The organism is Kitasatospora sp. NPDC057965 (assembly GCF_042887135.1).
Classification (GTDB): domain Bacteria; phylum Actinomycetota; class Actinomycetes; order Streptomycetales; family Streptomycetaceae; genus Kitasatospora.
This window is the reverse complement of the sequence record NZ_JBHVPZ010000010.1, coordinates 235466-248980: the sequence shown is the minus strand read 5'-3', so window position 1 is coordinate 248980 and position 13515 is coordinate 235466. Positions and strand designations below refer to the sequence as shown.

4 protein-coding genes and 1 pseudogene are annotated in these 13515 nt (G+C 74.2%); 4 read left to right on the top strand and 1 reads right to left on the bottom strand.

The annotated features are described in order from the left end of the window. The first annotated feature begins 28 nt into the window (after positions 1 to 28). Together ACFVVU_RS15880 and ACFVVU_RS15875 are read left to right on the top strand one after the other, a co-directional pair. Positions 29 to 514, top strand: a complete 486-nt coding sequence (locus ACFVVU_RS15880) for a nuclear transport factor 2 family protein (protein ID WP_387790328.1) — start codon at positions 29 to 31, stop codon at positions 512 to 514. 112 nt (positions 515 to 626) lie between these two features. Beyond that, a pseudogene (locus ACFVVU_RS15875) lies at positions 627 to 1097 on the top strand (4'-phosphopantetheinyl transferase family protein); the annotation flags it as partial. Positions 1098 to 1385: 288 nt separating this feature from the next. On the opposite strand, the gene ACFVVU_RS15870 reads toward ACFVVU_RS15875, so the two are convergent. Then, on the bottom strand, positions 1386 to 2672 hold the full coding sequence (locus tag ACFVVU_RS15870) for a hypothetical protein (RefSeq protein ID WP_387790326.1): 1287 nt from the start codon (positions 2670 to 2672) through the stop codon (positions 1386 to 1388). A 194-nt stretch (positions 2673 to 2866) separates the two neighbouring features. On the opposite strand from ACFVVU_RS15870, the gene ACFVVU_RS15865 reads away from it, so the two are divergent. Beyond that, the gene (locus tag ACFVVU_RS15865) at positions 2867 to 3745 is read left to right on the top strand and encodes a sterol desaturase family protein (protein WP_387790324.1); all 879 of its coding nucleotides are present in this window, start codon (positions 2867 to 2869) and stop codon (positions 3743 to 3745) included. A gap of 285 nt (positions 3746 to 4030) precedes the next feature. Then, positions 4031 to 13498, top strand: a complete 9468-nt coding sequence (locus ACFVVU_RS15860) for an amino acid adenylation domain-containing protein (RefSeq protein WP_387790322.1) — start codon at positions 4031 to 4033, stop codon at positions 13496 to 13498. The last annotated feature ends 17 nt before the right edge of the window (positions 13499 to 13515 follow it).

Here is a 13515-nt window from a genome sequence, read left to right as displayed (position 1 = left end):
CCGTCACACTGAGACCCGAGGTGGAAACGTGTATCACGCCATCGTCCGGCGCAACCTCCGCAACTCCTTCGCCGCGGTCGACCGCGGCGACTACGGGGCCATCGTTCGGCAGTTCACCCCCGACGCGGAGCACTGGTTCTCCGGACGGCACGCACTGTCCGGCGGGCGGCACAGCGCCGAGCAGATCCAGCGGTGGTACGACCGGCTGGCCGAGGTCATGCCCGACCTGCGCTTCGAGCTCAAGAAGGTGGTCGCCAAGGGCTGGCCCTGGGACACCGTGGCCTTCGCCGAGTGGGTCGACCACCTCACCGACCGGGAGGGCAACCACTACTCCAACCAGGGGGTGCACGTGGTCCGGATCAAGTGGGGCAGGATCACCGAACTGCACATCTACTGCGACACCGAACTGCTGGAGACGGTCCTGGCGAAGCTCGGCGGGCAGGGCGTCGAGGAGGCCGTCGCCGAGCCGGTCGGCGACCCGGGTCCGTTCCGCGAGGCGCGCGTCGGCCGGTGACGGGCGTACGGGGGGTGCGGGTGCGCGGGCGTGGACGGGGGTGGTCCGGCTCCCGCCCCGGGCCGTCCGCGGTAGGTTTTCGGTCGGCCGGCGGGAGGGGCGGACGCACCCGATGGGCCGGGCGGATCCGGTGGTCGAGCTGTGGTTGCTCGACGCCGCCACCGTGCCGGTGGACCCCGCCGCGCTGGACTGCCTGGACGAGGAGGAGCGCGGGCGCGCCGCGCGATTCGTCCGGGTGGCGGACCGGACCGCCTACCTCGCCGCGCACGTGGCCCTGCGGCGCGTCCTCGGCCGGCGCCTGGCGGTCGCCCCCGAGGCGCTGGCCTTCACCCGGGAGCCGTGCCCCGACTGCGCCGGACCGCACGGCCGGCCCCGGCTGGCCGGCCCGCTGCCCGGTGCCCCGCACTTCTCGCTCTCCCACGGCGGCGGCCGGGTGCTCATCGGCGTCGCCGCTGCCCCGCTGGGCGTCGACGTCGAACCGCTGCCGGGCGCGGACGGCGCCGAGGTGCTGTCCGCGGCGCTGCACCCCGCCGAGCGGGCCGAGCTGGCGGACGTCCTCGCGGCGCGGCGGCCCGGCGAGTTCGCCCGGCTGTGGACCCGCAAGGAGGCCTACCTCAAGGGCCTCGGCGTCGGCCTCGGCCGTCCGCCGGCCGCCGGCCGCCGACTACCTGGGCACCGCCGACCCGGGCCGCCGCCCGCCGGGCTGGGCCGTCGCCAATGTTCCGGCCGGCCCCCGGCACGCCGCCGCCGTCGCCCTCCGGGGCTCCTCCACCGCCGTCCCGCACCGGCTGCGCCACACCCTGGGCCGGCCCGGCGGGTGAGGCCGTCCCGGTCGGGGCGCACGGGCCCCGGGGTCCACGGGTCCGGGGGTTCACAGTTCGAGGAAGCGCTCCCACCAGCGGATGGGCGTGGGGACGGGCGGCGCGGGGACGATCGGCACGAAGCGGCTCTCGATCGGGGTGTCCCACTCGACGAGGGCGGCCGGGAACCAGGTGACCGGCTTGGTGTCGTCGCGGGCGTTGGCCCAGGCGGCGAGGCGTTCGGCGGGCTCGCGGGAAGGGAGGAGCCCGCGCTCGTCGGTGGTCACCCCGAGGTCGCGCACGGCGTCCTGGTAGAGGTCGTTGCAGAGCCAGCTGTGGAGTATGCCGTCGTCGTGGCCGAGCACCTCCCAGCCGATCCGCCGTCCGCCGGCGGCCACCTCGGCGGCGGGGCCGGAGCCGGCCGGGCGGTCCAGGTGGGCGAGCAGCACCGGCTCGAACACCGCGGACGCGCGGATGGCGGAGACGAGGCCGCCGGCGTGCTCGGGGGGTACCAGCAGCGCGAACAGCCGGGCCCCGGCGGGCAGCCGGACCGTCGCGCAGGCGTCCAGGGCCTCCTGCGGGGTGTCGAACCAGCAGCCGTCCACCGGCAGCCGGTCGAGCAGGCAGTCGCAGGCCGTGGTCAGCCGCTCGTGCGGGACGTCCAGGCCGGTCAGCGGTTCGGGGGCCGTCACGAAGTAGCCCGCGAGCAGTGGGTCGCCGCCGGCCGGAACGGCCGGAGCCGCCGCAGTGGCGGGCGGTACGGCAGCACGGCGGTGGGGCAGGACCAGATCGGGCAGGGCCTCGCCCGGGCGGGGCGGGCGGCGCTCGGCGAGCCAGAAGAGGTAGCCGCGCAGGTACTCGGCCAGGCCGCCGTCGAGATGGGCGATGTAGTCGCGCAGACCCTGCGCGGCGTCCCGGTAGTGCTCCCGGTACCGGCCGCCGACCCGCGCGAGTTCGTCGGAGGTGGTGGCGGCCCACTGCCGGACCCGGCTGCGGTCGTGCCACCACTCGCGGACGCCCGGGACGGTCCAGTGGTCGTCGCCGTCCATCGCGTGGCCGCCGTGGCCGATGACGCAGCCGTTCAGGAGGTCGCGGACCTGCGCCGGGTCGGTCGGCTGGCGGTAGACGAACTCCCGGCCGTCGTCGTCGTAGGCGATGTGGAAGGGCGCGTCCTGCCGGCCCATCTCCAAGGTGTCCGTGTGGGCTCCGTAGAACGGCCCGGGGACGTTCCGCCAGTTGCGCTCCCGCCAGAGGCCTTCGAAGTGGCCCAGGGAGGGCTGCTCGGCGATCAGCCGTCGGGCCGTGGGCAGCGGGTCCCAGTAGCCGTGGGTGGAGCTCCGGAATGATGATTCCTTCATCGAATTACCTGCCATATTGCGTATGTGGCTCAATTTCTAGGCATCCTGACATATTGTGTGCCGGTAGATCATCAGACAAATTGAGAATTCCATGATTCCCCCTGAAAATGCCTCGCCATGCGTTCCAGGCGCCATTAGTATCTGAACGAACACTTTCGGTGATCGTTCGACTGTCGGCCGCGAAGGGGGACGTCATGGGGGAGCAGCTTCGAACCGCTGTGCGTCATGGCGCCTACCCGTTCCTGCTGGTCGGACTGGTCGCGATATCGGCCGCGACGTTGAGGCTGCGCTGGGACCTCGGTCGGGCGAATCAGCTCTTCCTGCTCGGGACGATCGGGTACATGGCGCTGCTCGAACGGCTGATTCCGTACGAACCGGAATGGGTGCCGAACGCGCGTGAGTGGGGGTGGTACGGCGTGTACTTCATGCTGACGATGATCGGCGGGGCCCTGTCCCAGGTGCCCGTTTCCGCCCTCGTCGGCTGGGCGGCGCCGGCCCACGGGGTGTTGCCGCTCTGGGCGGAGATCCCGGGCGCGCTGCTGCTCGGTTCGCTGGCAAACTACCTGGTCCACCGCTGGTGCCACACCAATCCGCGGCTCTGGCGGCTGCACGGGGTGCACCACGTGCCCGACAAGGTGAACGTCGGCAACAACGGGGTCAACCACCTGCTGGACGTCCTGCTCACCCAGGGCTGTGTCCAGTTCTCGCTGGCGCTGGCCGGGTTCTCGGAGCCGGCGGTGTTCGTGGTGGGCCTGTTCGTCGTGGCCCAGGGCTACTTCGTGCACGCCAACATCGATGTCCGGCTCGGCCCGCTCAACCATGTGCTGGCCGGGCCCGAGCAGCACCGGCTGCACCACAGCACCGACCTTTCGGAGGCCGGCCACTACGGCTCCGACCTCTCGGTGTGGGACCACGCCTTCGGCAGCTTCACCTGGCGGCCGGGGCGCCGTCCGGCCGCGGTGGGGCTGGCCGATCCGGGCGGGTTCCCCGCCACGGGCCGGGTGGTGGCCAGCCACCTCCAGGCCTGGCGCCGACCAGCCCGGGCCGAGGGCTCCCCGACCGGCTCGACCTGACCCTCCCGCACCCGACCCTCGCGCACCTGACCCTCGCGCGTCCGACCTGTCCGTACTCGAAGCGGTCCGTACCCGACGCTCCCGCACCTGACGCTCCGGCACCCGACGCTCCCGCACCTGACGCTCCGGCATCGACCGACCCTCCTCACCAACGGCTCGTCCCCTTCGGCCGACCCGACGTCCGGCCTGCCCGGAACCGGCGCACGGCCCGTGTCCCCCGGCGCGCGCGGCGGTCCCGTACCCCGCCCGCACGCGCGAACACAGCGACCCAAGGACTCGACTCGCATGACGGATTCCCGCTTCGTCACCTCCCCGGAACTCTCCGAACGCCCCGCACCCGCCGGCCCGTCCGCCGCCGGGCGGGAGAAGATCGCGATCATCGGGATCGGCCTCCGCCTGCCCGGCGGGGCCTGCGACCACCGGGCGTTCTGGCAGAACCTGGTCGACGGCAAGGACTGCATCACCCCCACCCCGCGCAGCCGCTACGACGTGGCCACCCTCGGCAGCCGCGACAAGGCCAAGCCCGGCCGGCTGGTCGGCGGCCGGGGCGGCTACATCGACGGCTTCGACGAGTTCGACCCGGCGTTCTTCGGCATCAGCGGCCGCGAGGCCGACCACATGGACCCGCAGCAGCGGAAGCTGCTGGAGGTGGCCTGGGAGGCACTGGAGGACGGCGGGCAGAAGCCGGCCGAGCTGGCCGGCCGCGAGGTCGGCGTCTACGTCGGCGCGTTCACGCTGGACTACAAGATCGTCCAGTTCTCCGACCTCTCCTTCGACACGCTCGCCGCGCACACCGCCACCGGCACCATGATGACGATGGTGTCGAACCGGATCTCGCACTGCTTCGACTTCCGGGGTCCCAGTGTCTCGATCGACACCGCCTGCTCCTCCTCGCTGGTCGCCGTCCACCTCGCCGCCCAGAGCCTGCAGCGCGGCGAGACCGACCTGGCGCTGGCGGGCGGCACCCTGCTGCACATCGCCCCGCAGTACACCATCGCCGAGACCAAGGGCGGCTTCCTCTCCCCGCAGGGCCGCTCGCGCACCTTCGACGCCGCCGCCGACGGCTACGTCCGGGCCGAGGGCGTCGCCGTGGTGGCGCTCAAGCGGCTCTCCGACGCCCTGCGCGACGGCGACCCGGTGCACGCCGTGGTCATCGGCAGCGGCGTCAACCAGGACGGCCGGACCAACGGCATCACCGTGCCCAACCCCGATGCCCAGGTCGCCCTGATCGAGCGGGTCTGCGCCGAGGCCGGGATCACCCCCGGCGGTCTCCAGTACGTCGAGGCGCACGGCACCTCCACCCCGGTCGGCGACCCGATCGAGGCGAACGCGCTGGCCCGGGCGCTCGCCGTCGGCCGGCGCCCCGGTGACGCCTGCTACGTCGGCTCGGTCAAGACCAACATCGGGCACACCGAGTCCGCCTCCGGACTGGCCGGGCTGATCAAGTCCGCGCTCGCCCTGAAGCACCGGACCATCCCGCCGCACATCAACCTGGAACGGCTCAACCCGGCGATCGACCCGGACACCCTGCCCTACCGGATCCCCACCGAGCCGACCCCGTGGCCGGCCCACGACGGACCGGCCCGGGCCGGGGTCAACTCCTTCGGCTTCGGCGGCACCAATGCGCACGTCCTGCTGGAGGCCGCGCCGGAGCCCGTGCCCTCCGCCGACGCCGGGCCCCACGCCGGCGGCTCCATCGGCAGCGGGACCGGCACCGCGCAGCCCGCCGACGTCCCCGCCTGGACGGTGCTGCCGCTCACCGCCCGGGAGGCCGCCGCGCTGCCCGACCTGGCCGCCGGCATCCGGGCCGAACTGGCCGGCGTGCGCGGCGGCAGCCCGGCCCGCCCGGCCGACCTCGGCCACACCCTCGCCCATCGCCGCCAGCACCACGACGCCCGGCTCTCGATCGTCTACGACGCCCGCGAGCACACCGCCCGGGCCTCCCTGGACGAGGCGCTCACCGCCCACCTGCGCGGCGAGCCGCACCCCCGGGTGCTCACCGACCACCGCCGCGAGGCCCGGCACCGCCGGCTGGCCTGGGTCTTCACCGGGATGGGCCCGCAGTGGTGGGCGATGGGCCGCCAGCTGTTCGCCGCCGAACCCGTCTACCGGGAGGCCGTCGAGCAGTGCGCCGCGCACCTCGCCGAACTGACCGGCTGGTCGCTGATCGACGAACTCGCCGCCGACGAGCCGGCGTCCCGGATGGCCGAGACCTGGCTCGCCCAGCCGGCCAACTTCGCCGTCCAGATCGGCCTCGCCGCGCTCTGGCGCAGCCGGGGCGTGCGGCCGGACGCGATCGTCGGCCACTCCACCGGCGAGGTCGCCGCCTTCCACGAGGCCGGCGTCTACGACCTGGCCGACGCGGTCAAGGTGGTGGTCCACCGCAGCCGCCTCCAGCAGAAGCTCGCCGGCACCGGTGGCATGCTCGCCGTCGCGCTCACCGAGGCCGAGGCACTGCGCCGGCTCCGCCCGTACGGGGACGCAGTCTCGGTCGCGGCCGTCAACAGCCCCGGCTCGCTCACCCTCGCCGGAGACGAGGCGGCGCTGGCCGAGCTCGCCGCGGCGCTCACCGCGGAGCAGGTCTTCGCCCGGCCGCTGACCGTCGAAGTCCCGTACCACAGCGCCCGGATGGAGCTGATCAAGGACGAGCTGCTGGAGTCGCTGGCCGACCTCAAGGCCCGCCCGGCGCAGGTCCCGCTCTACCTCACCGGCCGTGAGGGCACCGCGCACGGCACCGAGCTCGACGCCGGGTACTGGTGGCACAACGTCCGCGACAGCGTCCGTTTCCGGCAGGCCGTGGAGCGGCTGGCCGACGACGGCTACGGGCTGTTCCTGGAGATCGGCCCGCACCCGGTGCTCGGCCGCTCGATCCAGGAGACCGTCGAGGCCCACCCGGGCACGGCGGACCGGCCCGAGGTGCGGACCCTGCCCTCGATCCGCCGCCAGGAGGACGAGCGGGTCGTCTTCACGGCCTCGCTGGCCGCGCTGCACAACCTCGGGGTCGCGCTCGACTGGTCGGCGCTCCAGCCGGCCGGCCGGATCGTCCCGCTGCCGCGCTACCCGTTCCGGCGCGACCGCCACTGGGTGGAGCCGCGGCCGGTCGAGCAGGTCCGGCGCGGGGAGGTCGACCACCCGCTGCTCGGCCGTCGGCTGCCCGGTGCCGAACCGGCCTGGGAGGCCCGGCTGGACGCCGAGGCCCTGCCCTACCTGGAGGACCACCGGATCCAGGGCGACGTGCTGTTCCCGGCCGCCGGCTACCTGGAGATGGCCGTCCAGGCGGTCCGCGCGCTCACCGGCGGCACGGACGCCGCGCTGGCCGACATCGAACTGCGCAAGGCGCTGTTCCTGCCGGACGAGGAGAGCCGCGCCGTCCGGCTCACCCTCAGCGCCGAGCACGGCTCGTTCACCGTCGCCACCGGCGAGGGCGCCGAGCGCACGGTGCACACGGTCGGCGCCGTCCGCCCCGCCCAGCGCCGCCGGCCCGGCCGGCCGCTGGACGTCGAGGCGGTGCGCGGGCGGGCCGTGCGCCGGCTCGCCGGGCCCGACTGCTACGCCGAACTCGCCGCGCTGGGTTACCACTACGGCCCCGCCTTCCAGGGCATCGAGGAGGTCTGGATCGGGCCCGGCGAGGCGCTGGCCCGGATCCGCCCGACGGCGCCGGTCGCCGGGCAGGGCGAGCGGCACCAGGTGCACCCGGTGGTGATGGACGCGTTCTTCCAGACCCTGCTGACGCCCCAACTGCTGGACGGCCGCCCCGAGTCCGCGGGCATCCGGCTGCCGGTGGGGATCGCGGAGGTCCGGCTGGACGCGGTCGGCGAGCGCCCGCTCTGGGTGCACGCCACCGTCACCCGGGACGGCGGCAGCGAGCTCGTCGGTGACCTCGCGGTGCACGACGAGAACGGTGCGCCGCTCGGCGGGATCACCGGCTTCCGGGCCGCCGACGTCGAGCAGGCGGCCACCGCCGTCGGCCTGGGCACCATCGACGGCTGGCTCGCCGAACCCTCCTGGTCGGAGCTGCCGGCCGCCGAGGACACCACCGACCTGCTGGCCGAACACCCCGACCACTGGCTGCTGTTCGCCGACCGCAGCGGGGTCGCCGACGCGCTGGCCGAGCGGATCGCCGCCCGCGGCGGCAGCTGCCTGCTGGTCCGCGCCGGCGGCGGCTACCGGCCCCCCGAGGGCGACCGCCCGGCCACCGTCGACCCCGGTTCGGCCGAGGACCTCGCCCGGCTGCTGGCCGACCGCCGGGCCGCCGGAGCCCCCGACCCGGCCGCCGTGGTCCACCTGTGGAACCTCGACCGGCCCGGGCTGGCGGGGGCCGACCACGCCGTCGTCGCCGGCCACACCGCCGAGGGCGCCTACAGCCTGGTCACTGTCGCCGCGCTGCTGGCCGCCGAGCTCCCCGACAGCCGGCTGCACGTCGTCACCCGCTCCGCCCAGTCCACCGGCCCCGGCGAGCTCGTGGAACCGCTGGCCGCCCCCGCCTGGGGCATCACCCGGGTGCTGCGCCACCAGGAACTCCCCTCCCACCAGGGCAAGCTGGTCGATCTCGGCCCGGCCGCCGAGACCGGGGCTGCCGCCGAGACCGGGGCCGCCGTGGAGGCCGAGGCGCTGCTGCGGGAGTTCGCGCTCGCGGACGAGGACGAGATCGCGCTGCGCGGCGGGCGCCGGCTGACCAGTCGGCTGCGGACGGCCGAGGGGCTGAGCCGGCCGCTCGCGCCGCGGCTGCGGCCGGACGCCGCGTACCTGGTGACCGGGGCCTTCGGGGCGCTCGGGCGGCTGCTCTGCCGCACCCTGGTGAAGCGCGGGGCGCGGCGGCTGATCCTGGTCGGCCGCAGCCCGCTGCCGCCGCGCGAGCGGTGGCGTGAGCTCGATCCGGCGAGCCCGGCCGGGGAGCGCGCCGCCTTCCTGCGCGAGCTGGAGGCGCTCGGGGCCGAGCCGGTCCCGGCACCGCTGGACGTCACCGACGAGGCCGCGCTGGCCGCCTGGCTGGCCGAGTACCGGCGGCTGGACCGCCCGCCGATCCGGGGCGTCTTCCACCTCGCCGGGCAGGTCAGGGACACCCTGGTCGGCGAGCTGGACCGGGAGACCTTCGAGGCCGTCTACGGCCCCAAGGTGCTCGGTGCCTTCGCCCTGCACCGGCAGCTGGCCGGCGAGCCGCTGGACCACTTCGTCCTGTTCGCCTCGATCGCCTCGCTGCTGACCACCGCCGGACAGACCAACTACGCCGCCGGCAACGCCTTCCTGGACGCCCTGGCGCACCACCGCCGCGCCCTGGGCCTGCCCGCGCTCAGCCTCGACTGGGGCCCGTGGGCCACCGGCATGATCGAGGAGCTCGGCCTCATCGACCACTACCGGTACAGCCGGGGCATGAGCTCGCTCGCCCCGGAGACCGGGATGGCGGTGCTGGAGCGGGTGCTCGGCCAGGACCGCGCCCAGCTGCTGGTCGCCACCGTCGTCGACTGGCCGGTGTTCCTCTCCTGGTACCCGGCCCCGCCGCCGTTGGTCGCCGAACTCGCCGCCGCGGCCCGGGAGACCGCCCCGGCGGCCGGGCGGACCGGCCTGCTGGACGCCCTGCGGGCGGCCGGCGAGGAGGAGCGGCGGGTGCTGCTCACCGAGCGGTTCACCGCGCTGGCCGCGACCGTGCTGCGGGTGCCGGTCGAGCAGATCGACCCCGCCGCGGGCCTCGGCGGCCTCGGCCTGGACTCGCTGCTCGCGATGGAGCTGCGGGCCCGTCTGGGCAGCGAACTCGGCGCCACCCTCCCGGTGGTGGCGCTGCTCGGCAACACCCCGGTGGCCGAGCTGGTCGCCCGGCTGCACGAGTCGCTGGCCGAGCTGCTGGACGAGCAGGCGGACGGCGCCGGCGCGGTCGAGGCCGAGCGCCACGAGGACGAGTCGGCCTACCCGCTGACCCAGAACCAGAAGGCGCTCTGGTTCCTCAAGCAGCTCAACCCGGACGGTTTCGCCTACAACATCGGCGGCGCCGTCGAGGTCCGGGTGGAGCTGGAGCCCGAGCTGATGGCGCTGGCCTTCCGGACCATGGTCGAGCGCCACCCGAGCCTGCGGGCCAACTTCGTGCTGGACGCCGGCCGGGCCGTGCAGCGGATCTCCGCCGCGGTGGAGCCGGACTTCGGGGTCTTCGACGTCGAGGGCCTGGCCTGGGACGACATCCACGCGATGATCGTCCGCGAGTACCGCAAGCCGTACGACCTGGAGCGGGACCCGCTGGTGCGGTTCCGGCTGTTCCGGCGCGGACCGGCCCGCTGGGTGATCATGAAGGCCGTCCACCACATCATCTCGGACGCGATCTCCACCTTCACCTTCATCGAGGAGCTGCTCGCCGTCTACGAGGGGCTGCGCCGCGGCCGGGTTCCCGAGCTGCCCCCGGTGGCCGCCCGCTACCTGGACTTCCTCAACCGGCAGAACGCCTTCCTGGCCGGCCGCGAGGCGCCGAAGATGCTGGAGTACTGGCGCTCGCACCTGCCCGCCGAGGTGCCGATCCTCAGCCTGCCCACCGATCGGCCGCGCCCGGCGGTGCAGACCCACAACGGCGCCTCCGAGTTCTTCGTCCTGGACGAGGAACTCAGCGCCCGGGTGCACGCGCTGGCCCGGGAGCACGGCGTCACCGTCTTCATGGTGCTGCTCAGCGCCTACTACCTGCTGCTGCACGCCTACGCCGGCCAGGACGACATCATCGTCGGCAGCCCGGTGACCGGCCGCACCGACGAGGAGTTCGCCGGCGTCTACGGCTACTTCGTCAACCCGCTGCCGCTGCACGTCTCGCTGGCCGGCGCCCCGACCGTCGCCGAGCTGCTGGACCGGGTGCGGACCACCGTGCTGGGCGGGCTCGACCACCAGGAGTACCCGTTCGTGCTGCTGGTGGAGAAGCTCGGGCTGCAGCACGACCCGAGCCGCTCGGCGGTCTTCCAGGCGATGTTCATCCTGCTCCACCACAAGGTGGCCACCGAGAAGTACGGCTACCACCTGGAGTACATCGAACTCCCTGAGGAGGAGGGGCAGTTCGACATCACCCTGTCCGCCTACGAGGACGAGGCCGAGCACCGCTTCCACTGCGTCTTCAAGTACAACACCGACCTCTTCCTGCCCGCGACGATGGCCCGGATGGCCGGCCACTACGTCAATCTGCTGGACGCGCTGACCACGGCCGGTCCGCAGCGCGCCGCCACCGGTCTCGAACTGCTCGGCCACGAGGAGCGCGCGGTGGTGCTCCGGCAGTGGAGCGGCGCCGACCGGCGGGTCCCGTTCGGTGAGCCGGTGCACCGGCTGGTGCTGCGCGCGGCGGAGGCGGACCCGACGGCGCCCGCGGTGGCCGCGCCGGCCGAGTCCGGCCCGACCGCCCGGCTGTCCTACGGCGAGCTGGCCGAGCGCTCCCGGCGGGCCGCCGCCCGGCTGCGCGCGCTGGGCGCCGGACCGGGCGGCGTGGTGGCGATCTGCCTGCCCAAGTCGCCGGAGCTGATCACCACCCTGCTCGCGGTGCTCCGCACCGGCGCCGCCTACCTGCCGCTGGACCCGGGCCACCCGGTGGACCGGCTGGCGTACATGGTGGAGCACGCGGGCGCCGCGCTGCTGGTCGGCGACGACGCCGAGCGGCTCGGCGCGCTGCCCGCCCGGCTGGTCACCACCGCCGAACTCGACGCGGACGACGACGGGTTCACCGACGCGGTGGTGAACCACCACGACCCGGCGTACGTCATCTACACCTCAGGCTCCACCGGCCGGCCCAAGGCGGTGCGGGTCTCCCACGGCAACCTCGCCTCGGCCTACCGGGCCTGGCAGGCCGAGTACCGGCTGGACACCGACGCCCGGGTCCACCTCCAGATGGCCGGCCCGGCCTTCGACGTCTTCACCGGGGACGTGGTCCGCGCGCTCTGCTCCGGCGGCGCCCTGGTGCTGATCGGCCGGGAGCTGCTGTTCAACACCGCCCGGCTGTACGAGGTGATGCGCGCCGAGCGGGTGGACGCCGCCGAGTTCGTCCCGGCGGTGGTCCGCACCGTCCTGGACCACTGCGAACGCACCGGGCAGGACCTGGCGTTCATGCGGCTGCTGGTGGTCGGCTCGGACGTCTGGAAGGTCGAGGAGTACCAGCGGCTGGGCGCCCTGTGCGGGCCCCGGACGCGGCTGGTCAACTCCTACGGCCTGACCGAGACCACCATCGACAGCGCCTACTTCGAGGGCCCGGCGGACGGCCTGGAGCCCAGCCGGATGGTCCCGATCGGGCGGCCGTTCCCCAACAGCGCCTTCTACCTGCTCGACGCGCAGGGCCGCCCGGTGCCGCCCGGCGTCACCGGGGAGCTGTGGATCGGCGGCTCCGGCGTCGCGCTCGGCTACCTCGGCGACGAGGAGCAGACCGCCGGCCGGTTCGCCACCCTGCCGCTCGGCGGCGCCGACGGCGGCGAACCCCTGCGGCTCTACCGCACCGGGGACCTCGCCCGCTGGGACGCCGAGGGCGGGGTGCACCTGCTCGGCCGGGCCGACACGCAGATCAAGGTCCGCGGCCACCGGATCGAGCTGGGCGAGATCGAGACCCAGCTCGCCGACTGGCCCGAGCTGGAGCGGGCGGTGGTCACCGTCCGGCCGGACCGCGACGGCGAGCACGTGCTCTGCGCCTACTGCGTGCCCGCCCCCGGACGGACCTTCGACCACCGGGAGCTGCGCCGCCACCTGGCCGGCTACCTGCCGACCTTCATGATCCCGACGCACTTCGTCGAGCTGCCCGCGCTGCCGCTCACCGCCAACGGCAAGGTGGACACGGCCGCACTGCCCGAGCCCCGCACCGACACCGCGGAGGCCGCCGAGCCGCCGGTCACCCTCTACGAGGTCCGGATGGCCGAGCACTGGCGGGCGCTGCTGGGGGTCGAGGAGCCCGGCCTCCAGCACGACTTCTTCGAGTCGGGCGGCTCCTCGATCAAGCTGATCGAGCTGATCCACGGTCTGCAGGCCGAGTTCAACATCAGCATCCCGGTCAGCCAGCTCTTCAAGGTCACCACCCTGCACGGGATGGCCAAGACCGTCGAGCACATCATCACCGGCCGGATCGAGGGCGCCCAGCCGTACCTCTGGTTCAACCAGGACCAGCAGCAGACGCTGTTCTGCTTCCCGCCGGCCGGCGGCCACGGGCTGGTGTACCGGCAGTTCGCGGCCCACCTGCCGGAGTACCGGACGGTCGCCTTCAACTACGTGTCGGGGGACGACAAGGTCGACCGCTACGCGGACCTCGTCGAGGTGCTCCAGCCGGAGGGCCCGTGCGCCCTGCTCGGCTACTCGCTCGGCGGCAACCTCGCCTTCGAGGTGGCCAAGGAGCTGGAGCGGCGCGGCCGGGCGGTGCCCAATGTGGTGATCATGGACTCGCACCGGATCCCGGAGTCCTTCGACCTCGGTGACGAGCACCTCCAGGCCTTCGAGCGGGAGCTGGCCGAGCACCTCCAGCGGCACACCGGCTCCGCCGCGGTCGCCCAGGAGACCCGCGAACAGGCCCGGGACTACCTGCGGTTCTGCAGCCGCACGCCCAACCTCGGGGTGGTCACCGCCGCGCTCAGCGTGATCTCCGACGACGAGAAGGTGGCGCTGTACGAGGCCGGGCAGCACGGCGCCTGGCACGGCAGCTCGGCCACCCGGACGGCGGTCTTCAAGGGCTTCGGCACCCACGCCGAGATGCTCGACCGCGACTTCATCGCCCACAACGCCGGGCTCGCCCGGTCGATCCTCACCGGAGCCGCCCCCCATGCGTCCTGAGACGGTCCGGGGCCGAG

What these genes read in the sequence shown, in the direction of transcription:
- ACFVVU_RS15865 (WP_387790324.1), top strand. Translation starts at nt 2,867, where the DNA reads ATGGGGGAGCAGCTTCGAACCGCTGTGCGTCATGGCGCCTACCCGTTC.
- ACFVVU_RS15870 (WP_387790326.1), bottom strand. Translation starts at nt 2,672, where the DNA reads ATGAAGGAATCATCATTCCGGAGCTCCACCCACGGCTACTGGGACCCG.
- ACFVVU_RS15860 (WP_387790322.1), top strand. Translation starts at nt 4,031, where the DNA reads ATGACGGATTCCCGCTTCGTCACCTCCCCGGAACTCTCCGAACGCCCC.